Annotated in this window: 24 protein-coding genes and 5 pseudogenes; 25 read left to right on the forward strand and 4 right to left on the reverse strand. The window is 60.7% G+C overall.

Translation table 11 applies throughout. From position 1 onward, the window contains the following. Window positions 1-35: 35 nt before the first annotated feature. The 23 genes and pseudogenes from ACFB49_RS20270 (at window position 36) to ACFB49_RS20380 (ending at window position 14,951) form a co-directional block, all read left to right on the forward strand. Entirely contained in the window at window positions 36-1,223 is a 1,188-nt protein-coding gene (locus ACFB49_RS20270) for a hypothetical protein (RefSeq protein WP_380873246.1), read from the forward strand. A gap of 4 nt (window positions 1,224-1,227) precedes the next feature. Continuing rightward, complete coding sequence (locus ACFB49_RS20275; RefSeq protein ID WP_380873248.1) at window positions 1,228-1,527, forward strand: hypothetical protein; 300 nt, start codon at window positions 1,228-1,230, stop codon at window positions 1,525-1,527. A 226-nt stretch (window positions 1,528-1,753) separates the two neighbouring features. After that, window positions 1,754-2,062 (forward strand): hypothetical protein, encoded by a 309-nt coding sequence (locus tag ACFB49_RS20280; protein WP_380873251.1) that lies wholly within the window; start codon window positions 1,754-1,756, stop codon window positions 2,060-2,062. Between the two features lie 185 nt (window positions 2,063-2,247). Continuing rightward, on the forward strand, window positions 2,248-2,688 hold the full coding sequence (locus ACFB49_RS20285; protein WP_380873252.1) for a transposase: 441 nt from the start codon (window positions 2,248-2,250) through the stop codon (window positions 2,686-2,688). A gap of 26 nt (window positions 2,689-2,714) precedes the next feature. Beyond that, on the forward strand, window positions 2,715-3,041 hold the full coding sequence (gene tnpB, locus ACFB49_RS20290; protein ID WP_380873255.1) for an IS66 family insertion sequence element accessory protein TnpB: 327 nt from the start codon (window positions 2,715-2,717) through the stop codon (window positions 3,039-3,041). Between the two features lie 31 nt (window positions 3,042-3,072). Continuing rightward, window positions 3,073-4,596, forward strand: coding sequence for an IS66 family transposase (gene tnpC, locus ACFB49_RS20295; protein ID WP_380873256.1), 1,524 nt, complete (start codon window positions 3,073-3,075; stop codon window positions 4,594-4,596). Between the two features lie 13 nt (window positions 4,597-4,609). Further along, a pseudogene (locus ACFB49_RS20300) lies at window positions 4,610-4,711 on the forward strand (transposase); the annotation flags it as partial. A gap of 57 nt (window positions 4,712-4,768) precedes the next feature. After that, window positions 4,769-4,906: a hypothetical protein gene (locus ACFB49_RS20305; protein ID WP_380873258.1), complete on the forward strand. Its 138-nt coding sequence runs from the start codon at window positions 4,769-4,771 to the stop codon at window positions 4,904-4,906. After that, window positions 4,903-5,244 carry an IS66 family insertion sequence element accessory protein TnpB gene (tnpB, locus tag ACFB49_RS20310; RefSeq protein WP_380873260.1) on the forward strand — a complete coding sequence of 114 codons (342 nt, stop codon included), beginning with the start codon at window positions 4,903-4,905 and terminating at the stop codon, window positions 5,242-5,244. The genes ACFB49_RS20305 and tnpB (ACFB49_RS20310) overlap by 4 nt, the downstream gene beginning before the upstream one ends. 72 nt (window positions 5,245-5,316) lie before the next feature. Next, complete coding sequence (gene tnpC / locus ACFB49_RS20315; RefSeq protein WP_380873262.1) at window positions 5,317-6,960, forward strand: IS66 family transposase; 1,644 nt, start codon at window positions 5,317-5,319, stop codon at window positions 6,958-6,960. Beyond that, on the forward strand, window positions 6,921-7,187 hold the full coding sequence (locus tag ACFB49_RS20320; protein ID WP_380873264.1) for a hypothetical protein: 267 nt from the start codon (window positions 6,921-6,923) through the stop codon (window positions 7,185-7,187). Before tnpC (ACFB49_RS20315) ends, ACFB49_RS20320 begins: the two co-directional genes overlap by 40 nt. Window positions 7,188-7,415: 228 nt before the next feature. Then, window positions 7,416-7,541 (forward strand): annotated as a pseudogene (locus ACFB49_RS20325) (transposase); the annotation flags it as partial. Window positions 7,542-7,601: 60 nt separating this feature from the next. Further along, window positions 7,602-7,739, forward strand: coding sequence for a hypothetical protein (locus ACFB49_RS20330; RefSeq protein ID WP_380880143.1), 138 nt, complete (start codon window positions 7,602-7,604; stop codon window positions 7,737-7,739). 43 nt (window positions 7,740-7,782) lie between these two features. Then, window positions 7,783-8,076, forward strand: a complete 294-nt coding sequence (gene tnpB, locus ACFB49_RS20335; RefSeq protein ID WP_380873266.1) for an IS66 family insertion sequence element accessory protein TnpB — start codon at window positions 7,783-7,785, stop codon at window positions 8,074-8,076. A 120-nt stretch (window positions 8,077-8,196) separates the two neighbouring features. Beyond that, window positions 8,197-9,748: pseudogene (tnpC, locus tag ACFB49_RS20340) on the forward strand (IS66 family transposase). A gap of 39 nt (window positions 9,749-9,787) precedes the next feature. Continuing rightward, window positions 9,788-9,952 (forward strand): hypothetical protein, encoded by a 165-nt coding sequence (locus ACFB49_RS20345; RefSeq protein WP_380873268.1) that lies wholly within the window; start codon window positions 9,788-9,790, stop codon window positions 9,950-9,952. 194 nt (window positions 9,953-10,146) lie between these two features. Then, on the forward strand, window positions 10,147-10,353 hold the full coding sequence (locus ACFB49_RS20350; RefSeq protein WP_380873270.1) for a tyrosine-type recombinase/integrase: 207 nt from the start codon (window positions 10,147-10,149) through the stop codon (window positions 10,351-10,353). 104 nt (window positions 10,354-10,457) lie between these two features. Then, the gene (locus tag ACFB49_RS20355; protein ID WP_380880056.1) at window positions 10,458-11,339 is read left to right on the forward strand and encodes a tyrosine-type recombinase/integrase; all 882 of its coding nucleotides are present in this window, start codon (window positions 10,458-10,460) and stop codon (window positions 11,337-11,339) included. Further along, on the forward strand, window positions 11,269-12,102 hold the full coding sequence (locus tag ACFB49_RS20360; protein WP_380873272.1) for a tyrosine-type recombinase/integrase: 834 nt from the start codon (window positions 11,269-11,271) through the stop codon (window positions 12,100-12,102). Before ACFB49_RS20355 ends, ACFB49_RS20360 begins: the two co-directional genes overlap by 71 nt. A 440-nt stretch (window positions 12,103-12,542) precedes the next feature. Beyond that, on the forward strand, window positions 12,543-13,100 hold the full coding sequence (locus ACFB49_RS20365; RefSeq protein ID WP_380873274.1) for a hypothetical protein: 558 nt from the start codon (window positions 12,543-12,545) through the stop codon (window positions 13,098-13,100). Window positions 13,101-13,221: 121 nt separating this feature from the next. Continuing rightward, window positions 13,222-13,323, forward strand: a pseudogene (locus ACFB49_RS20370) (transposase domain-containing protein); the annotation flags it as partial. Between the two features lie 58 nt (window positions 13,324-13,381). Then, window positions 13,382-14,364, forward strand: a pseudogene (locus ACFB49_RS20375) (IS110 family transposase). Window positions 14,365-14,576: 212 nt separating this feature from the next. Further along, entirely contained in the window at window positions 14,577-14,951 is a 375-nt protein-coding gene (locus ACFB49_RS20380) for a hypothetical protein (protein WP_380873275.1), read from the forward strand. 5 nt (window positions 14,952-14,956) lie between these two features. Here ACFB49_RS20380 and ACFB49_RS20385 read toward each other — a convergent pair whose 3' ends face one another. From ACFB49_RS20385 to ACFB49_RS20400, 4 genes are all read right to left on the reverse strand, one after another. Then, complete coding sequence (locus ACFB49_RS20385; RefSeq protein ID WP_380873276.1) at window positions 14,957-15,814, reverse strand: phytanoyl-CoA dioxygenase family protein; 858 nt, start codon at window positions 15,812-15,814, stop codon at window positions 14,957-14,959. 110 nt (window positions 15,815-15,924) lie between these two features. Then, window positions 15,925-16,431, reverse strand: a complete 507-nt coding sequence (locus ACFB49_RS20390) for an acyltransferase (protein WP_380873278.1) — start codon at window positions 16,429-16,431, stop codon at window positions 15,925-15,927. Further along, a complete protein-coding gene (locus ACFB49_RS20395) occupies window positions 16,425-17,753 on the reverse strand; it encodes a lipopolysaccharide biosynthesis protein (RefSeq protein ID WP_380873280.1) in 1,329 nt (442 codons plus the stop codon). The genes ACFB49_RS20390 and ACFB49_RS20395 overlap by 7 nt, the downstream gene beginning before the upstream one ends. A gap of 277 nt (window positions 17,754-18,030) precedes the next feature. Continuing rightward, entirely contained in the window at window positions 18,031-19,011 is a 981-nt protein-coding gene (locus ACFB49_RS20400; protein WP_380873283.1) for a hypothetical protein, read from the reverse strand. A gap of 184 nt (window positions 19,012-19,195) precedes the next feature. Here ACFB49_RS20400 and ACFB49_RS20405 point away from each other — a divergent pair, with 184 nt between their 5' ends. Beyond that, the gene (locus ACFB49_RS20405; protein ID WP_380873284.1) at window positions 19,196-21,100 is read left to right on the forward strand and encodes a hypothetical protein; all 1,905 of its coding nucleotides are present in this window, start codon (window positions 19,196-19,198) and stop codon (window positions 21,098-21,100) included. 247 nt (window positions 21,101-21,347) lie between these two features. Beyond that, a complete protein-coding gene (locus tag ACFB49_RS20410; protein WP_380873286.1) occupies window positions 21,348-22,445 on the forward strand; it encodes a sugar transferase in 1,098 nt (365 codons plus the stop codon). Window positions 22,446-22,519 lie beyond the last annotated feature (74 nt).

The following is a 22,519-nucleotide window of genomic DNA, read 5'->3' on the forward strand; positions in this document are numbered from 1 at the left end:
TGTCACGGCGCTCATCGGCGGAGTGGGGCGCGCGCTTGCTGCTGGCAGCGGTAACGGCATGGGTGGGCTATCAGGCCGTCGTATTTTCAATCGCCGGTGGCCTGCCCAACAGCCAAATCAAGCGCGCCTATGCGATGGCGCCCCACAACGGCCGGATCGCCGCGCGCTTGTCCGAAGTCTTGTCGGGCGCTGACGCTACACCCGCCGACCGCGCCCGCGCCGACCGACTTGCGCGCGAGGCCCTGCGTGATGATGCAACTGCAGTGAAGGCGGTCGCGACGCTCGGCAATAGCGCGCTATTTCGCAACCAACCCGAAGAGGCGCGGCGTTGGTTCGAATATTCGCAGCGCCTGTCGCGACGAGATCTGCGGACCCAAATTTGGGCGATCGAGGATGCGGTGCTTCGCGAAGATATTCCGAGTGCACTCCACCATTACGATATAGCGCTTCGTGTTCACCGACGTGCAAACGACCTGTTGTTCCCGGTGTTGGTGGCCGCCATCAGCGAGCCCACGATCCGCATCGCACTGACCAAAACGCTCGCGAGGCAACCGCTCTGGACGAACAGCTTTATCGACTTTGCTTCGCGAAATAGGCAGAATCCGGAGGTGGTTGCTGCTTTGTTCCGCAATTTGCTTCAAGTGGGCGTCCCGGTGTCAGACGGCGCCACGGCAAGTATTCTTGACGCGTTGATCGCTGGCGGAAACTACGATGTGGCTTGGGCGTATTATGCCGTTGTCCGCCCGGGTGTCGATCGAGCTCAATCGCGCGATCCGAACTTGAGCGCAAATCTGGAGGTGCCCTCGTCGCTTGACTGGGTTCCGCTCGATAGGACAGGCATTTCCGCTTCACTCCAGCGCGCCGGCGACCGCGGCGTGTTCGATTTTGCAGCGGTTTCGACTGTGGGTGGTCCCGTGTTGCAACAATTGCAGATTCTGCCGCCGGGCGATTATGTGATTGAGGGGCATAGCATTGGTATCTCTCAAGCCGAGAACGCGCGCCCTTATTGGACACTCAGCTGCCGCAATGGTAAGGAATTGGGTCGGGTCAACATGCCTAACTCTGCTGTCAATGCCGGCCGCTTTGGCGGTAGCTTTACGGTGTCTGACGGTTGCCCCGTACAGTTGCTGATGCTGACCGTGCGCTCTTCCAACGAAATTTCAGGATCGACTGGACAGATCGATCGCGTGCTGCTGCACCCCGCGGTTGATCGGAATGAATAACGTCATGAGACGCCTTGTCCTGCTCGCTGCCATTTTGGGCGCTGTTCCGGCGCTTGCGCAGGACCAGCAGAAGATCCTGACGGCGGGCGATGTTGCCGGGTCCGCCGTTGGTACGGTCGGCGAACGCCAAAGCGCTGCACAGATCGCTAACATCAACCCGACGGCGCGGATCGATAGTCGTATCTCCAATCGCGTCCAGAATCGTATCCATAGCAGGATGGATCGTAATTATGATCCAAAAGCAAATCCTGCTTCATCCGTTGAGGCGGCCATCGACAAGACCCGCGTCGCCGCTCCTCGGTGATACCGCTTAGACGGGGCTGTGAACCAATATTTCGGGCCCATCTAAGTTGGCGGAAGTGCCGTCCTCACAAATCTGATTCCGCTTCCAAGCAGATGATCATGCCGCGAATCCGCGCCAGAGATTTGCGTTGGATTGTCGATAGGATTGAACGGGCTGTTAGTATTGGTGGGGGATAAGCTGGCGATAAGTCTAGCAATGCGATCATCGGATTTGCGGTGCGAAATCGATGACCTATCTCATCGACGCCGCAACCTGCATGGGGGGGCAAATTGTTGCATCGGTCGTTTCGGAACTGACTTCACATTCTGAGGGAAATCAGGATGTCGGCGTCTTCATGTCCAGCGTCGTTGCGCGTGAGAACGGTTTGATTTTCTTCGCGAGGCGTTTTCGCCACGCGCGGTGGTTTTGCAAGTCGCGCGCCGATACGATGTTTGGCGGATGTGGATCTGCATTTGACACCGGGCGGCCCTGCGTCGGGCTGAGGCGGCGTCTGTTCCGTACCCATCCGGCGGATCCCGCCTTGTCGCTGAGGTGAGCGACCGGTCTTAAGAGCGCTCTTAAGAGTGCACTTAGGAGCGGTCGATGGGGCAGATCACGGTGTTTTCCGGCCCGGAGCGGCGGCGTCGTTGGAGCGACGAGGAGCGGCTGGATATCCTGAGGGAGTAATCGGTGTTCTGACGCCACCTTGCTTGATTTTGCGGCTGCGGCAGATGTGCGTGGATGGACGAGGCCAGGCTTACGAGCGCATTGGACACCCACACTGGAGCGGCTCTGAAGCCGGTTCGGCGAGTTGAACTGCTGAGTGGCATGGCCGGCCGGCGGCGGGTGTGGACGCTGGAGCAGAAGCTGGCGCTGGTGGCTGAGATGGAGCGTTGCGATAACATCGCGGCGTTTGCGCGGGAGCACGATATCAGCACCGCGCTGCTGTACACATGGCGCCGAGAGCTGCGCTACGCGATAGAGGCCAGCAAGATCCCGCCCCGTCACGAGCCCATGTTTGTACCGGTAGTCGGCGAGGCACCATCGCCTGTCTCGCATGATGGGATTGTAGAGGTCGAGATTGGTGGTGCCGTTGTCCGGATCGGGCAAGCCGCCCGGGTCGATCTGGCGGTGGCCGTCATTCAAGCTCTGCAGTCGCCCACGATCCATGGTGATCGATGATCGGGATCGGGCCTGGTACACGAGTGATGGTTGCAACGCGCCCAGTGGATTTCCGCAAGGGTCCGGATGCGCTGGCTGCGCTGGTCGGGGCAGAGTACGGCGGCGATCCCTATTCTGGCGTCATATACGTATTCCGGGCGAAGCGCGCGGACCGCATCAAGCTGGTCTGGTGGGATGGCACGGGCCTGTGTCTGATGGCCAAGAAGCTGGAGTCCGGGAGCTTCAAGTGGCCCGGGATCCAGGACGGCGTGATGCGGCTGACGGCCGCGCAGCTGGGCGCTTTGCTGGAGGGCCTCGACTGGCGCCGGGTACATGGCGGGCGCCGGCCGATTGCCCCACAGATTGCCGGTTGACGGCGCTTTTCATGCCTGATTCACTGCCTCCATGCTCATGGAAGCGGACCTGCCCAACGATGTCGAAGCGCTACGAGCGCTCGTCCTGGGACAGGCCCGCGAGCTCGAAGCGCTGAAGGCTTTCCAGGCTGAGGTTGAACGTCTGAAGGCGATCATCGAGGCTTTGCAGCGCCATCGCTTCGGCCGCCGTTCCGAACAGTTGGATGTCGACCAGTTCGAACTCGCCCTTGAGGAAGTCGAGGCGGCATTGGCCGAGGCCGAGCATGCTCACGACAAGGCAAGGCGAGTTCCGGCCGATCGGCCGCGCAAGACCAACCGCGGATCACTGCCCACCCACCTCGAGCGGATCGAGCAGGTTGTCGATGTCGAGGACAAGGCGTGCCCCTGCTGTGGCAGCGTTCTCCACCAGATCGGCGAGGACGTAGCCGAGCGGCTCGATGTCGTGCCAACCACCTTTCGCGTGCTGGTGACGCGTCGCCCCCGCTATGGTTGCCGCTCCTGCGAGAGCGCGGTCGTCCAGGCCCTGGCGCCGGCGCGGATCGTCGACGGGGGGATTCCCACTGAGGCGCTGATCGCGCAGGTACTCGTCGCCAAATATGCCGATCATCTTCCCTTGTACCGGCAGGCACAGATCTATGCCCGGCAAGGTATCCAGCTCGATCGCTCGACGCTGGCCGACTGGGTTGGCAGGGCAGCCTGGTATCTGCGCCCCTTACGCGACCACATCCTGGAACGGCTGCGACGATCGGAGCGGCTGTTTGCCGATGAGACGACGGCACCGGTGCTCAACCCGGGCACCGGAAGGACGAAGACCGGCCAGATCTGGGCCTATGCCCGTGATGATCGCCCCTGCGGTGGCGATGATCCGCCGATGGTCGCCTATGTCTACGCTGCCGATCGCAAGAGTGAACGGGTCGAGGCCCATCTCGGCGACTTCGTCGGCATCCTTCAGGTCGATGGCTACGGCGGCTATACTGCGCTCGCCAAGCGGCGCCAGCAGGTAAGCCTCGCCTTTTGTTGGGCGCACGTGCGCCGCAAGTTTTATGAGCTGGCTGACAGCTCTCCGGTAGCAACGGAAGTGCTGCGCCGGATCGCCGGACTCTACGTCATCGAGGACGAGGTTCGCGGCACGCCTCCTGAGCAGCGGCGGCACGTCCGCGCCGAGCGCAGCCGCGTCATTGTCGACGATCTGCGCCATTACCTCGAAGCTCGCAGTCGCCAGGTCAGCGCCAAGAGCAAGCTTGGCGAAGCTATCCGCTACGCACTCACCCGTTGGAATGGACTCTCACGCTTTCTCGATGATGGACGCATCGACCTCGACAACAATACAGTCGAGCGAAGCATCAGGCCCTTGGCCCTCAATCGGAAAAATGCCCTGTTCGCGGGCTCCGACGAGGGTGGCGACAACTGGGCGGTGGTCGCCACGCTCATCGAGAACTGCAAGCTTTACGGCATCAATCCCCATGCCTGGTTGACCCAGACGCTCACCAAGCTCGCCAGCGGCCATCCCGCAAATAGCGTCGGGGACCTCATGCCTTGGACTGCAGTGGGCTGAGAACACCGCTTACCTGAGGGAGGCGTTCGCGCCCGGTGCTCGCGTTGCTGAAGTATGCCGGCGGCATGATATCTCTTCGGCCCTGATCTACACCTGGCGGCGTAAACTGCGCGAGGCCCATGCCGAACCGGCCCCTGAAGATTTGCCAGCTCCCGATTTCGCCGCGGCCGTGATGATCGAGGACGCGGAACCCGCGCATCTCGGTGCGCAGCCCGCGATCATCATCGACCTGGCGCGCGGCAAGCGGATCAGCATCTTTGCCTCGGCATCGCCGGCACTGGTGGCCTCAGCCTTGAAGGCGTTGCGATGATCCCTGCGGGCGCCCGCGTGTGGATTGCGATGGGGCACACAGACATGAGGAAGGGGATGCAGGGTCTGGCCTTGCTGGTCCAGCAGGGCCTGAAGCGCGATCCCCATGGCGGCGACCTGTTTGTCTTTCGTGGGCGCGCCGGATCGCTGGTAAAGCTCATCTGGCACGATGGGATCGGCATGTCGCTCTACGCCAAGCGTCTCGAGAAGGGCCGGTTCGTGTGGCCGTCGGCGAAGGACGGCATGGTGTCGCTGACCAGCGCGCAGCTCGCATGCCTGCTCGACGGGATCGACTGGCGTAACCCGCAATATTCCTGGCGTCCGCAGAGCGCCGGATAGCGCGTTCGTTTTCTTCTCTTCCCTCGCATTTTGCGCTTCATTCGGGCGCTTTTCTGTGATTCCATCGCGGTCATGGAAGCTGCCGTTTCGCCCCTTCCTGACGACATCGAAGCGCTCAAGGCGCTGCTGGCGAGCGCGACCCAGCGGGCCGATGAGGCCGAGGCCAGGCTCGCCAATGCCCATGCTCGCGAGAGCGCCACGGAGGCGGTGATCGCGCACCTCAAGCTGCAGATCGCCAAGCTCAGGCGTGAGCAGTTCGGCGCCGGCGCTGAGCGCACCCGCCGGCTGCTCGACCAGATGGAGCTGCAGCTGGAAGATCTCGAGGCCGACGCGGCCGAGGACGACCTTGCAGCGGAAGGCGCAGCCGAGAAGACCGCGACCGTCACTGCCTTCGAACGCAAGCGGCCGGCCCGGAAGCCGTTTCCCGAACACCTGCCGCGCGAGCGGGTCGTCGTGCCGGCGCCGTGCTCTTGCCCGGCCTGTGGCGGCAGCCGGCTGTCGAAGCTTGGCGAGGACGTCACCGAGACGCTCGAGGTTATCCCGCGCGCCTGGAAGGTCATCCAGACCGTCCGCGAGAAGTTCTCCTGCCGGGACTGTGAGGCGATCACGCAGCCGCCCGCGCCCTTCCACGTCGTGCCGCGCGGCTGGGCGGGCCCCAGCTTCCTCGCCATGCTGCTGTTCGAGAAGTACGGGCAACACCAACCGCTCAACCGCCAGGCCGAGCGCTTCGCGCGCGAAGGCGTGCCGCTCAGCACTTCCACGCTCGCCGACCAGGTCGGCGCAGCCGCCTTCGCGCTGATGCCGCTTTTCCGGCGGATCGAGGCCAATGTTCTGGCGGCAGAGCGACTGCACGGCGACGATACGACGGTGCCGGTCATGGCCCGGGGGAAGACCGATACCGCCCGATTATGGGTTTATGTCCGCGATGATCGGCCCTTCGCCGGTGCCGATCCGCCAGCGGCGCTGTTCCACTACTCACGCGACCGGCGTGGCGAACATCCCCAGAGGCATCTCGCATCCTGGTCAGGGATCCTGCAGGCCGATGCCTATGGTGGCTATGGCGAGCTCTACGCTCTTGGTCGCCAGCCCGGATCTGTGCTCGAGGCCGGATGCTTCGCCCACGCAAGGCGCAAGTTCTTCGAGTTGGCGGACGTCGCCGGTGCGGCGCGCCGGAAGAGCCGCGGCGAACATGCGGGGATGATCTATCCGACCGCGCTCGAGGCCGTGCAGCGGATCGATGCCCTGTTCGATATCGAGCGCGGCATCAACGGCAAGGACAGCGCCGAGCGGCTCGCTGTGCGGCGCGATCTGAGCGCGCCGCTGGTGGCAGAACTCCACGCCTGGCTCACCACTCAGCTCGCCCGGCTGTCGCGCAACCATGATCTCGCCAAGGCCATCAACTACATGCTCCGGCGCTGGGATGCCTTCACCCGCTTCCTCGACGATGGCAGGGTGTGTCTGACCAACAATGCCGCCGAGCGCGCCCTACGCTGCGTGCCGCTAGGGCGGAAGGCCTGGCTGTTCTGTGGATCTGATCGCGGCGGCCAGCGCGCCGCGGTGCTCTACACGCTCATCCAGACCGCACGGCTCAACGACGTCGATCCGCAAGCCTGGCTCGCCGACGTCCTCGCGCGCATCGCCGATCATCCCGTCAACCAGCTCGATGCTCTGTTGCCGTGGAACTGGCGGCCTCATCCCGCGGCCATTGCCGCCTGATGCCGCAGATCAACAAGATCCACGCCGTCCGTACGATCAGCCTCGTCGCTCGCGAACTGGGCGAGGATGTCGAATGGCTCGCGGAAATCGCCACCGAGATGGAGCCTGAAGACGGCCTGATCTGGGTCTATGGTCCCGGCGACGAAGACGCCGTCATGGCCTTCTCCGACGACGGCGTCGACAACCTAATCAACCTCGTCGAAATCCACCGGCAAAACGGCGATTAGCTCAGGCCGCGGCCCTCACCGGATGCATACTCTGTTCCAGCAGTCATCGAATATGCGCCGGCCGACGGCTGTCCCATCGCACCGACCGAGTTGGAAGGGCGATTGACCCAGGATGGGGCGCAACCTAGCGGCTTCAGATATCGCGAAAATGTCGGGAAATGCGTATCCATCCGGCGGGTCCAGCCTTGTCGATGAGGTGAGCGACCGGTCTTAAACGAGCTCATAAGAGTGCGCTTAGTAGCGGTCGATGGGTCAGATCACGGTGTTTTCCGGCCCGGAGCTCGCGTTGCTGAAGTATGCCGACGCCATGATATCTCTTCGGCCCTGATCTACACTTGGCGGCGTAAACTGCGCGAGGCCCATGCCGAACCGGCCCCTGAAGATTTGCCAGCTCCCGATTTCGCCGCGGCCGTGATGATCGAGGGCGTGGAACCCGCGCACCCCGGTGCGCAGCCCGCGATCATCATCGACCTGGCGCGCGGCAAGCGGATCAGCATCTTTGCCTCGGCATCGCCGGCGCTGGTGGCCTCAGCCTTGAAGGCATTGCGATGATCCCTGCGGGCGCCCGCGTGTGGATCGCGATGGGCATACAGACATGAGGAAGGGGATGCAGGGTCTGGCCTTGCCGGTCCAACAGGGCTTGAAGCGCGATCCCCATGGCGGCGACCTGTTTGTCTTTCGTGGGCGCGCCGGATTGCTGGTAAGGCTCATCTGGCACGATGGGATCGGCATGTCGCTCTACGTCAAGCGCCTCGAGAAGGGCCGGTTCGTCTGGCCCTCTGCGAAGGACGGTATGGTGTCGCTGACAGCCTCACAACTGGCCTGCCTGCTCGACGGGATCGACTGGTGTAACCCGCAATATTCCTGGCGTCCGCAGAGCGCTGGATAGGGGTTCGTTTTCTTCTCTGCCCTCGCATTTCGCGCTTCATTAGGGCACTTTCTGTGATTCCATCGCGGTCATGGAGCTGCCGTTTCGCCCCTTCCTGACGATATCGAAGCGCTCAAGGCGCTGCTGGCGAACGCGACCCAGCGGGCCGATGAGGCCGGGGCAGGCTCGCCAATGCCCATGCTCGCGAGAGCGCCACGGAGGCGGTGATCGCGCATCTCAAGCTGCAGATCGCCAAGCTTAGGCGTGAGCAGTATGGCGCCGGCGCTGAGCGCACCCGCCGCCTGCTCGACCAGATGGAGCTGCTGCTGGAAGATCTCGAGGCCGACGCGGCCGAGGACAACCTTGCAGCGGAAGGTGCAGCCAAGAAGACCGCGACCGTCACTGCCTTCGAACGCAAGCGGCCGGCCCGGAGGCCGTTTCCCGAATACGTGCCGCGCGAAGGGGTCGTCGTGCCGGCGCCGTGCTCTTGCCCGGCCTGTGGCGGCAGCCGGCTGTCGAAGCTCGGCGAGGACGTCACCGAGACGCTCGAGGTTATCCCGTGCGCCTGGAAGGTCATCCAGACCGTCCGCGAGAAGTTCTCCTGCCGAGACTGCGAGGCGATCACACAGCCGCCTGCGCCCTTCCACGTCGTGGCGCGCGCGGCTGGGCGGGCCCAGCTTCCTCGCCATGCCGCTGTTCGAGAAGTACGGGCAACACTAGCCCCTCAACCGTCAGGCCGAGCGCTTCGCGCGCGAAGGCGTGCCGCTCAGCACCTCGACGCTTGCCGACCAGGTCGGTGCCGTCGCCTTCGCGTTGATGCCGCTCTACCGGCTCATCGAGGCGCAGGTCCTCGCTGCTGAGCGATTGCATGGCGACCGTGCCGGTCATGGCCAAGGTGAAGACCGACACGGCCCGATTGGGGGTGTACGTGCGCGATGATCGGCCGTTCGGCGGTGCCGATCCGCCCGCAGCGCTGTTCCACTACTCGCGCGATCGGCGTGGCGACCATCCAAGGGCGCGTCTCGCGTCATGGTCGGGGATCCTGCAGGCCGACGCCTATGGCGGCTACGCCGACCTCTACGCCCTGGGTCGCTTGCCAGCGCCCGTCGTCGAGGCTGGCTGCTTCGCCCACGCAAGGCGCAAGTTCTTCGAGTTGGCCGACGTTGCCCGCAAGAAGAGCCGCGGTGAGCATGCAAGCCTGATCTATCCGATCGCGCTTGAGGCCGTGCAGCGGATCGATGCTCTGCTCGATGTCGAGCGCGCCATCAATGGCAAGGACGCTGCCGACCGGCTCGCGGTCCGTCGCGAACTGAGCGCGCCACTGATGGCCGAATTGCACGTCTGGCCCACCGCTCAACTCGCGAAACTTTCGCGCAGCCACGACCTCGCCAAGGCCATCATCTACATGCTCCGCCGGTGGGATGCCTTCACCCGCTTCCTCGACGATGGCAGGATTTGCCTGACGAACAACGCGGCCGAACGTGCCCTGCGCTGCGTGCCGCTCGGCCGAAAGGCCTGGCTGTTCTGCGGATCTGACCGAGGCGGCCAGCGCGCAGCGATCTTCTACACGCTGATCCAGACGCCATTATGCCGCGCGCGGCATAAGGACATTTATGCCGAGCCGCAGATTATGCCGCTTGGGCGCGGGATGCCGCGGATATCTGACGGTTTCGAGGTAATCCGCTCGGCATAGTTTCCTCTTGGCGCACGCCATGTACGCGGAGGAACAGCCATGATTAGCGACGCTTATTTGACCAGGAGCCGTGTCGTGCGCGGCCTGAGGGATGACCCGTTCGGCGAGCACATTGATCTCTATATCGAGGAGCTTCAGCGGCGAGGTAACAGCCTGGAGATCGGCCATCGATATTTAAGCCTGGCTTGGGATTTTGGGTTCTGACTGGACGCCATCGGTTCTGGCCTCCCCGATATTCAGGAAGCGCTCGTCACCCGATACCTTGCCGAACGATCGCGGCACCGTCCGCGATACAGAGGATGCCCTTGCGCTCGCTCGATTGTTGTCCATCCTGCGTGACGCCAACATCCTGGCACCTCGAGCTGGCATCCACACAGTCGCCGGTTCGGCCATCAGGCGTGCCGGTTGTGACGGGTTTGGCCCGCCGCGGCTCGCACGCCTTCCAACACAGCTTGGCGACAGGCCTGTTGCAATCGGGCGCCACGCTGACCGAGATCGGCCAGCTTCTGCGCCATGAGCAGCATGATACGACCCGGATCTACGCGAAGGTGGATCTCGACGCTCTGCGCCCTCTGGGCCTGCCCTGGTTGGGAGGCAAGCCATGAGCACACTGCGTCAGGCGTTGACCGCTATCTGCACATGCGACGCGGGTTCGGCTATCGCTACGACGGCGACGAACATTGTCTCGGCGATTTCGTCACATTCATGGATGCGGCACAGGCGGCGGTCATCACACGCAAGCTCGCCTTGGCCTGGATCACCAAGGCTCCGCGCGCGTCCCGGCCCAACCGACTATCGATGGTGCGCGGGTTCGCCCGGCATCTTTCCAGCATCGAGCCCGGCACCGAGATACCCCCCCGCGGGTATCTTTCCAGCGCCCAGGCGAACGCCCCCTTACATCTACACGGAAGAGGAGATCGAGCGGCTGCTTGAAGCGACGCTCAGTTGGGGCCTGGCCAAGGGCATCAACCGCCAGACCTATCAGTGCCTGTTCGGCCTGCTCGCGGCTACGGGCATGCGCCTGGGCGAGGCGATCGGTCTCGCGCGCGCCGATGTCGATCTCGAAGCCGGGATATTGACGCTGCGCGAGGCCAAGGGCGGCAAGGATCGGCTCGTCCCGCTGCATCCGACCACTACCAAGGCACTCGCCGACTATGCAGCGCGGCGCGACGATTACCGTATCTGCCGCAAGAGCGGCTGGTTCTTCGTTCTGCGAGGGGAACAGCGGCTGCGTCCCCAGTACGCGGAACGGGTATTCATGGGCGTGACCCGGCGGATCGGGCTACGGGATTCCGGACCGCATAGTCGCGGCCCGCGCCTGCACGACTTTCGTCATAGCTTTGCCGTCAGCACCCTCCTGCGCTGGTACCGCGAAGGCGAAGATGTCGAGTGCCTGCTGCCGACGTTCACCACCTATCTCGGCCACAGCAAGGTCCGCGACACCTATTGGTACCTGTCGCCCTGTCCCGAGCTCATGAACGAGGCCGCGAGCAGGCTAGAAGCACGCTGGGGGACGGGTCATGACGGGCGCCGCGACCCTGGCTCCGCTCATCGAGCGTTTCTTCACCCAGCGCCTCATGCAGCAACGTAACGCCAGCCCGCACACATCGCTTCCTACCGCGATACTTTCCGGCTGCTGTTTGCCTTCGGGCAGGCGAGGTTGGGCAAGCCGCCCTCCCAGTTCGAGCTGGCCGATCTCGACGCCCCCGTTCATCGGCGCCTTCCTCGACGATCTCGAGGCAAGTCGTTCGATCGGGATCAGGGCACGCAACCTGTACCTTACCGCCATTCGTGCTTTCTTCCGCTTCGTCGCGTTCGAGGAGCCCGCCTATGCCGGACGGAGCCAGCGGGTGCTCGCGATCCCGGGCAAGCTCCACGACAAACGCGAGGTGCATTTCCTCACCCGCAGCGAGATCGACGCGATCCTCGCGGCGCCTGACCGGAGCACCTGGATCGGTCGGCGTGATTACATGCTGCTCCATTTCGCAGCGCAGACCGGCCTGCGGCTCTCTGAGATTGTCCAACTCGAACGCGACGCCGTCGTTCTTGGCACCGGCGCGCACGTCCGGTGCCTGGGCAAGGGTCGCAAGGAGCGTTCCACCCCGTTAACCCGGCAGACGTGCCTTGCAGTCCGAGCGTGGCTCGATGAGGCGGGACAGCGCGGTTCGACGAAGCTGTTCTCCAACATTCACGGTAGCGATCTGAGCGCCGATGCTGTGCAGCGTCTCCTCGCGCGTCATGTCGAGATCGCAAGGCAGCGATGCGCGTCGTTTGGCCGCAAACGGGTCACGCCGCACGTGCTCGGCGCAGTGTGGCGATGGAGCTGCTCCAAGCGGGGGGCGATATTTCGGTAATCGCGCTCTGGCTCCGACATGAGTCCATCAAGACCACTCAGGTCTACCTGCACGCACACCTCGCATTGAAGGAAGCAGCACTGGCCAGGATCAAGCCGTTCAATGGCAAGAAGGGTGGACGCTATAAGCCTGGTGACCGGCTGCTCGCTTCCTCGACGCGCTATAGGTTGGCGTGCGGACTCGCCTCTGTTATCTATTTGATGCGCTGTGCAAAGGGCAGCGCCGGGACTGGTAATCCCGCCAGAGAAGCAAGCTCGGACACTTCGGTTTCCGGGGTGTCGTCGCGCATGTCCAAGCCTTCGGGCCAAAGGCGGCGGCGCATGTCTTTGGCATGTTACCAGCTCCGGCGGCTCCCGCGCCTAGCGTGCGGGAGTTCGGGATTGCACCGCATCCGTCTCGTTCGTTCCGCGTAACCGCCCTGATGCGGACCGGAAGTGACAATGGACAACCTTATCCCCGTCTCATCTCAACGTAGCCTGCCTGGCAGGCCACTGGCCAACTCCCGCAATGCGGCATTGTGCAGAACCTGTGATGCTCAGCCAGTCCAGCTTCAGCGGACAGGTGAAGGGCGCGACCTGAGCCGCGCACGCTATCGGCGAGCGGAAGACTTTATGCTCCCCCTTGGACCCGGAGCCCCGGGGGACTGGTCCGACTTCCTTTATTCTTCCGGCATCGTCGCCCAACTCGCCTTGTCATCCCATCTGCTCGACGTAGGCTTTCCCGATGCCTGGTGCGCCCGCAACATCGGGCTCCATGTCGACAGATCGCTCGCCTACGCCAATGCCAGCGGCCTCGGCTACGAGTGCGCCGAGACCGCGCGCTTGATGCAAGTCCTGTCACCCTATTGGAAATGGAACCGCCGCCATCTGATCGATAGCCCCCACCTGAACGATGGCGGCTTCACACCCGATGAAGTGCAGAGGCTGCTGCGATCGCTCATGGATCATGTGCGTCATGTCACCGGACACCAATTGCGTCGCCCCATCACAAAATCTTGAGGCCTCGGGCTAATCCTTGGTCCCGCCACGGACCGAAAACTATGCCGAGCCGACGGCTCCTAAGCATCGCGATATGCATGGAAATCTCAGCCCATGCGGCATAGTCTGTCGCTCGGCATAAACGGCCCGCCTCAATAACTTGGATCCACAAGCCTAGCTCGCCGATGTGCTCGCTCGCATCGCCGGGCATCCAATCCGCCAGCTCGATCAGCTGCTGCCCTGATGGTGTGGACACTCCCCGGATCCAACCGGAGAGTAGGCGTTCCACCAAGGAGGGCAATATGACCATTGCAACGATCGGAATCGACATCGCCAAGAACGTCTTTCAGATCCACGGTGTTTGCGCTGACGGCAAGCTCTTGGTTTCGCGCCAGCTCCGACGTGGTCAGGTTTTGCCCTATCTGCAAAAGCTGGCGCCATGCCTCATCGGCCTCGAAGCATGTCCGGGCGCTCACCATTGGGCGCGCCAGATCGCCGCGCTCGGCCATGACGTTCGGTTGATGCCGCCACAGTACGTCAAGCCCTACGTCAAGAGACAGAAGAACGATGCCGCCGACGCGGCGGCGATCTGCGAGGCGGTAAGCCGACCGACGATGCGCTTCGTAGCGATCAAATCGGAAGAGCAGCAGTCGGTGTTGATGCTCCATCGGACGCGAGAGCTCCTGATCCGTCAGAAGACGATGCTCATCAACGCGCTTCGCGCGCAACTTAGCGAGTTCGGCATCAAGGCGCCGGGCGGCCGGACGGGTCTCACCGATCTCGTCGCGCATGTCGAGGGGGCAGCGAACCGTCTTCCCGGCCTTGCCCGCGCAGCAACGCTCCTTCTCATCGGTCAGCTTAAGGAAGCGATGGGCAGGCTCACCGTGCTGGATCGGCAGATTGTCGCGTGGCATCGCGCCTGCAAGGCCAGCCTGCGCCTCAAGACCATCATGGGCGTCGGGGCGATCACCGCCTCGGTGATCGTTGCATCAGTGATCGACGGCAGGCAGTTTCAGAATGGGCGACAGTTCGCGGCATGGCTCGGTTTGGTGCCACTACAGACTTCGACCAGAGGCAAGGCTCGCCTCGGCAGGATTACGAAATGGGGCGACAGCTGTATACGAAAGCTGCTCGTCGTCTCGTCCCGCGCCCTAATCCGCTATGCGCGCGGCAAATCGACCCCGGAAAACTGGCTGGCGAATGTTCTGGCGCGCCGCCCGGCAAAGGTCGCGGCGGTAGCGATGGCGAACAAGACTGCCCGCATCACTGGGCGGTGCTAACCTAGGATCGCGAATTCCAAAGGAGGGCGCCGGCGCTCGCGGCGTGAGATGAATTTGCAGAGGGTGATCGTGAAATGATGGCAGACCGGTTGTGCCGGGAACCTACCACACCCGTCCAGTTCCAAGCGCCTCATGCGCGGCGCCTTGATTCGGAGTAGGTTCGCGGACTTCATCAGGGCCAGCGGTCGTTCATCGGCTGCATCGACGGGCCGAATACATGACCGCACCCGACCAGTTTGCCACCATAACGAAACCCATTGCAAACCGGGGAGTGTCGTATATGGAACTGGCAACGCGGACGAGCCCTCATCGCCGCCTGACCAACGCTACGCTGCGGCCTTCACCGGATGGCTACGGAAATACCGGTTGCGATGCTCGCATACCGCCAGGACCGCAGCCTGCCGACGCTGATGCAGAGGCGTTCAACGGCGCGCTCAAGAAATATGGTGAGAGCCCCGGTCGGGGAGCAAGGCGAATTGAAGTGCTGGAACGGTCAGAATATCCGTGTGGCTTGAACCACACGGAACATCCGCCATCTTTCCTATTCGGTGCTGATTGGCAGTATGGGGCCAATCAGATGAAGACGATCTAATATCGTTAAATAAACCTGTTGATGTACGATGAAAATATATCAGGATGGGATCTTCGTCGGCGCGACATGAAAATTGACGGTATAATCGTATAGCGAACTTGAAGAAGTAAGCGCCTTTCTCCTACCGGAAGCTTCCCCTTGTGTACGCCATAGGTGTCCTCCAGGAATGCAGTCCCTGCTGATCCGGTGAAATACCGTATATTTTCAACACCGAACTCTGCTTCGACCTCATCATCCCTATAACGACGGCGTTCGAGGCAACCATCGCGCTCATGCGTGTGGCGCACGAACACATGTGGTCCGCAATCCTCGTTAACATCGGTCAGATAAACGAAGAGCTTGAGAAAGCGGATCGAGTCATTATCACGATGATAATATTGCTCATTTTCCGCTTCGTCGCATCCTGGCAGTGACCACCACGCCTTAATGCTGTCGATCGTTGGCATGCAGCCAAAATAGCTGCTGACCGCGCCGATCACGCGGGGGTGATTAGCCAGTTCGAGGATCTCGGGAATGTCGATCACATCGTCGATATCGGCTACATGCGTTTGGAGGGGGGCCGCATCATGGGCGAAGTACCCCAGTTCGGGGCGCCAGCGGTCTCGACATTGCCTTTGTTCCAGAAGCGCCCGTATCTGTTCGGCCCATGCGCGGTCGACCAGATTTTCCAGCATTGCAAACCCGTCTATCTTAAGCGCGGCTACATCATCTGCCTCACCTTGGCGATCTGCGTGCGGCCGCGTCGCGGCGAGCCATGTTGCCAGCCGGCGACGCAACCGCGAAGGGCGAATGCGTTGTTGCAGCTGATGAAAGACGTGGATAGATAGCGGTGCACGGCGACGGGTGGCGTAAGGCGCTGTCATTACCTATTTCCTTCAACCTCTCGTTAGGCTGCGGTGTCAAATTGCCAGCCGCCTGCTAATGTGGGTCGGAGTAGCACAGCCCAAATTCACATTCACGCTTGGCATATATTTCACGCGCCCACTCGCCGATCAAGATTGCGCGGCGGCTGGCCCACTAGGATCGTGCCGGAAGGAACGTCACGCGAGACGATAACGCCTGCGCCGATCACCGCATTTTCCCCAACGGTCACACCGCCAAGCACAATCGCCCCGGCGCCTATCCACGCACCGCGCTTCAAGAGGATGGGGCGCGAGACATGCGGGTAGGGTAATGGCTGATCGAGGTCGAGCCCCGCCGTCTCGATCAATGCGTTTTGCGATATACGGACATAATCTTCCATTACCACTGAAGCATGTGCCCCGACGATTACGCCGGGTCCGATCCTTACATGATCCCCGATGCGGATATTTTCGCGATACTTGAATTGCGTTGTTAGTGAGAAGGATAAGTCGTGCGACTTGGGAAACCAGGCGCGTATCCGGCAATAGGTTCGCCATGCTCGCCAATAGTGATCGAACAGGTCAAGGCTGCTGCTAATCCAGGAAAAAGGAGCGGCGGTTACGACCGACTTCAACATAAAACTCCCCTTCCTTCCGTGATCGCACGCCGGGCGAAAAAGACTTTCAGCGCCAGTTGCACCGCCGCTGTCACCATGAACACCGTTACCACTCCAGGCAGCCCGAACATCGGCACCGCGACCAGATTACCGAGTATGGCGAACAGCGTGGTGATCACCGATATTCGCATCAGCAACGCATCGCGCCTTTCAGCGTAGAGTTGGAAATGCGGCACCAAACCTGCGATTATAAGCAGATTGCCGAACAGCAAGGCATAAAAGATCGGCAGGACCGCCGCATATTCCGGCCGATGCAGTTGATCGAGCGCCAACGGCATGGCGATGATTAGGCCCAGCGAGAGAGCCAGGGCAAGCGCGATCGCCTCAAGCCACATGCGGCGGCGAATGGCAGTTGCCGAGGCATCATCCGCTTGGCGCACCGCCTGCAGGAGACGTGGCAGCAAAAATGCGACCACTCCGGTTTGCACGAAGGCCAACAGCGTGTTGGCAAAGCTTTGGTAAAAGGACAAAAGCCCGACTTGAGCCTCGCCCAGAGTGAATTGAATGATGAAGCGGTCGGCATAGCCTTGCGCCTGGGCGAGCAGCGCAACCGCGAAATAGTTGCGCGTAATGCCGAACGCCTGACGTCCCCAGCCAGCGTTGAACGGTTGCAGTGGCGAGATTAGCTTCCGAATGTGCCACAGGCCGAAGGCGGCTGCGACTATGGTGCCTATCGCCCAGCAGATCAAGACGCTGTTGATCGGGGAAGATCCGCCTGTGTTTGGCTGTGCGATCAGCAAAACTGCGGCGGGCATCCACATGGCACTCCGCAGCAGTTGCAGAAACCGGCTCGCGATCAGTTTCGACAGGATGATAAGATAGCGGCCCAGTTCCTGGCACAGAGCCTCTCCGAGTAGAACGAGTGCAAACAGTGCAAAGGAAAAATGCCCGCCAATGCCGGTCCATATGAAGATGCAAAACGCGAATGGTAATGATAAGCCGTACATTAAGAGGACGATGCGGAAGTGGCTTTGCAGATGATATGCCTGTTCGCCGCGATCATCACACGAGACGATTTCGCGCGTTGTGTAACTGTGAAGCTCTAGCCCAATCAAACAGACCAGTAGAGTTGCAACTGTCATTATCAGCGCATAGACACCCACCGTGGCAGGGGATGTCCATTTGGCCAGCGCGACCACGAATAGGAATTTGCCGCCGAGCAGCAGAGCGGTCAGGACAAAGCTTATAACGGTCGATAGCCGAAGATTTTTTTGCGGGGCGTCAGAAGCATGGCCTATTGCTGGCGCGTCGAGCTTCCGAAAGAGTTGAGGTGGCAAGGTCATACAAATTGACGTTCTTGAAGCGTGCTCGCGTGGCCGCCTTGGATCTTATCAGATTGATTGCGGAGCACGGATTCGTTTAACTTGATGACCGAACGCTTAGCCTGATTCGCCATAATTCAGCATCATCCGCGAACGAGGCTTCGTTCCTATGAAAGCCACACGGCGTGTGTGGCGAACCCTTGCTTCCCATACCCACATGCCTTGGCTGAAGGGAAGCGATTTTCACCGCAGTGCCTCCAAACCAAGTATGCCCTGCTCCAGCGGTACGCGCCATAGATCAGGCGAAGCCGTGCCCATATTCTAGGACGTTGAGGCAGAAGCCTAATGCCTTGACGGAAAAATATGACATTATGAGCAGAACCGTAGGGTGCCGAGTTTTATTTTCTACCAAGCAGATATAGATAAAGGTAGTGAATACCACCATGTTCATCCTGTCGCTTCCTAGGATAAACGTGATAACGATCAGCGGGGCAAGGGTTGCCAACACTTTTAGTCGGTTGGGGGAAATAGCTAGAGCGACGCTGAAAAGCGCGAGGCCGGACAGAATGTCGAGCAGGCCGCCCTGTCCCTGATAGCTCATAAACTTGCCGACCAGCGCGCCGTAGAAGAAGTAGAGTCCTGCCCCCGTGCCGATAAGGGCAAATGCGCCGATAGCTGCCTTGGTCCTTGCTGAAAGGCGGGTGAAGAAATGCCAGATGAAGAGGGAGCCGTAGGTGATAAGCGACTGGAAATGCGCCAGTGGGGCCATAGCGAGCCACACCAGCTTGAGCCGCCCAATCGCTAGCAGCGCCAGGAAGAAGCAGATATAAGCGAATTTTAGTCGCTCGGCAGAAGTCGCTAGGACGATCACGTAAAAGTTCGTGAGACACAGCGCGATGAAGATCGGATTGCAGCGATACATTCTCAGCACGAGGAACAGGGCCGCATACATAAGACCGTCGAACGCAGCCATGAGGATATAGCGTTCGATGCCTGCATTCGAGCCGATCCAGGCCACGACCGGATAAATGACTTCTGAGCTTCCGAGGTAATCGAACTGCGAAAGCAGCGCCCAGATCACATCTCGGCCAATGAGTGAATCATAGTATCTCTGATAATATGCCGGATCGCCATAATAATAGGCATAGAGAATGAAACTATAAAAAAAGAAGGCTGCGACCCCGACGGCCGCGGCCATGATGGTGGCGCGCTTGCCTCCCAGCCTTTCGGTGCGCCCCTGCGGTTGCTCGGCGGGGCTGTCAGCATGTCCAAGTCTCATTATCCCCCCTTGCGGCAAGTAAGAGGGTTTTCACAAGTCCGAAGCGTGATTACAGCTGCAAAATGGCGATGGCGGTTGGCGTTGCGGTAACGGTTAGAGTGATAGGGAGCTTCGCTTGAATGACGGTCTGACTAGGCGCGCTTCGCTTAGCGCGCTGGCAGGCGCTGCGGGGGGCGGGGCCGCCATGCTGGCAGCAGGAGAGGCCGCCGCCGCCGATATCGATGGCCTGTTTGTTCGCGATCCGGCGCAGGGCCCCGTCTTGTTGCTCGAGGAAGGGCGCGAAGGGGTTTTTCATTGGCAAGCCGGTGATTTTACCAAGGCCGTGCGCGCGGACCCCAAGCGGGCGATACACGTCGCGCAACAAGGAGATCCCGCCGGTGCGCGGGGTGTTTGGAAGCGGGCCGTGAATGGAGGCATCCATCTCGCCTGGTTCGGGGCGAAATTCGATGTGGCGCGATTTTCCGCGATAGCCGATGCGTCCGACGACAGCGACGCCTGGGAGGCCGCGCTCAACTATCTCGGCTTTATCGGCGGAGGCACGCTGCATCTTCCGCACGGTGCTTCGAAGGTGACGCGCGAGATAGTGATCGCGCATGATGCCATTCGCATCGTGGGAACGGGCACGCGCAGGGTCTATCCTGGCAAATTCGGCCCTGGGATGAATTGCCCATCCACTCTCGTACCCATGCACAGAGGCCGCAATGCGATCCGGTTCGTTGTCTCGAGGCCCGGCGGCGGGGCTTTCTGCGCGCAAGATTTCAATTTGGCCACGCTTGAGGACGAAGGGCACCCTGAAGCGGCATTTGGTTGGGAGCTGCAGAGCGCTTTTCCTTATGGATATACCTTCCACCGGATTGGTATCCACGGCTTCGGCTCGGCATTCGACAGCTACAAGGGCCATGGAGCGGAACAGGCTGTGGGCGCCGTGCTGATTGACGATTGCGTGATCAACCGCAACCATTGGATCGTACGGAGCCTGGACAAGACGCAGTTCAACGGCTTTCGCTTCACCAACAACAAGGCCGGGCAGAACGGCTATCTGCCGGGGCAAGGCGGCATTTCGATTTCCGGACACGATGTGACGATCGAGAGCAACATCCTCGAAGCGACGCGCGATGCCGTTTTCGTGTTCGGCGCGTACCGGGACGTCTCGGTGAGGGGCAATTATTTCGAAGCCAATGCTGGTGATGCCTGTATACAATTGCTCAGCATCCTCGGCCCCTATGCGGTGGGGCCGAACAATTATGGCGTGCTCGATCACGGCCGTGTCGATCACAAGGTGCTGCTCAAATTCTGTGGCTTGGGCACGTGCATCGATCCCTACTGGCCCTATGTCGTGCACAAGCTTGCCGGTCCACTGACCGGGGGCACAGAGGCGAGCATGCTCAAGAACGCGGTTGATAGCGGCAAGTATGGTTTTTGCCGGATGGACCGTTTGGACGGCGTGAACTGGTCGGTGCGCCCGCCTATACTCGCACAGGCGGCAGGACAGGTGGCGGGGCAGGCTGGGAGAGTGGAACGCGAAACCAATCCCCAGACAGGCATGGCCATGCCCGCGTGGACATTTCGCACATCGACCAAGACCCATGTCGAGTATCGTTGCACGATTGCAGGCGAGGTGGATGAATGGGTGGTCGCTTCGTGGTTGTTTAAGCGCCAGCCCGATGGTGGCCCACTTGCTAACCCCTATGTGAGCATGTGGGTGAACGGCGAAACGTCGGGCAGTTCGCGCGATTATGTCACCTATGACTTTTCCAAAGCCTGGCGCGATGGCGAGTGGTGTCTGATGACCTTGGCCATCCACCTGCAGGCGCGGATGACATCGCTACGCCTCGTACTTCATCCCCATGGTGTACAGGCCAAAGCCGGGCGCGTTACCCGCTATCTAGAGCCGAGCCTCTACACGGTGGCTAATGTCAACGATATTGTCCCTTTCATCGACAATCGCCGGGCTTGTTCTGTAAAGAGCCCGCCTGCTATGGGTGAATGGATCACAGGGGACGTTCTTTATAATGAAGCCCCCGTAGCGGGATCGGTCCAATTTATATGCAGGCAGGGCGGTTCACCAGGGGTGTGGATAAACAATTGAATTAACAATCTATATTGAATAATCGCATATTAATAATTGGTTTGGGACAGTAAATCAAATGGACGCCTTTTTCCCAAGAAATATTTCTTTTCTTAGGAAGAGGTATCAAATGTTTATAATATTTATGTCAATAATAACTCAAACTATTTTGTTAATATATTTTCCAATTTCTGGATATTTTGATCATAAAATAGCTATAACAACAAGTTTTTTATGTTTTGTGGCATCGATATCGGGAATAATTCTTATGAAGAGCCTGGGGCGCTACCCCGGCGTCGAGGAATCGTCCTATATCTTTCCCAGCCTGGCGGTGTCCTACGGGTTGCTGATGCTCATTCTGCTGATGCTGCGGGTGCCTTATAGCCGGTTTCTGATTGCCAGCACATTTGCGACCAGCCTGATATTATTGTCGGTTCTCTACGCAGCTCTGCGGCGCACGACACGGCTGCGTGTCGGCGTGGTGCCCGTGGGTCATTATCAAGATGTCACTGCCATGCCCCATGTTGAGTGGTACATCCTCGACGATCCCGACAGCGATGTCCGGAAAATTGATGCGATCAGCGTCGATTTGTGGAGCGACCTGTCAGACGCATGGGAGCGCCGCCTTGCGGCCTACGCTCTGAAGGGGGTGCCGGTCTACGACCTCAAGCACCTCAAGGAGTCGCTCACCGGTCAGGTTCAGATCAAACATCTGGCTGAGAACAGCCTTGGCACGCTCCATCCGCTTTATGCGTGGATGCGGATCAAGTGCATTACCGATTGGGTGCTCGCGCTGATTGCCGGGGTGATACTTGCACCGTTCCTTATGATCGTGGCTGCTGTCATCAGGCTCGATTCCCCGGGTCCCGCGATCTTCCGCCAGACGAGGGTGGGCTATCGCGGCAAGCCGTTTCAGGTATTCAAGCTGCGGACCATGACGTTCGCTCCCCTGTCGATCGAAGGCGACGGTGCGGCCTCCGAGGACATTGATGCAGCGGTCACCAAGAGCGAGGACCGGCGGATCACCCGCGTCGGCCGTTTCCTGCGCAAGAGCCGGATTGACGAACTTCCCCAGCTGATCAACGTGCTGAGGGGGGAAATGTCATGGATTGGGCCGCGGCCCGAGGCGCTGGTGCTGTCGCAATGGTACGAGCGCGAGATACCATTCTATCCCTATCGTCATATTGTGCGCCCAGGGATCAGCGGTTGGGCGCAGGTCCACCAAGGCCACGTCGCTGATGTCGCCGATGTCGCCGACAAGTTGCATTTCGATTTTTACTACATCAAGCATTTCTCGCTGTGGATCGATCTTATCATCGTGGGACGGACGATCAGAACGATGCTGACAGGTTTCGGCGCGCGTTGATGGGCTCCCGGTTCATGTCAAAACACTTCGGTGCCGTAACGCTGGTCTCGATCGGTGTTGCAGCGGCAGCCCAA

The sequence above is a fragment of the Sphingomonas sp. DBB INV C78 genome (genome assembly GCF_042693015.1).
Lineage (GTDB): Bacteria > Pseudomonadota > Alphaproteobacteria > Sphingomonadales > Sphingomonadaceae > Sphingomonas_E.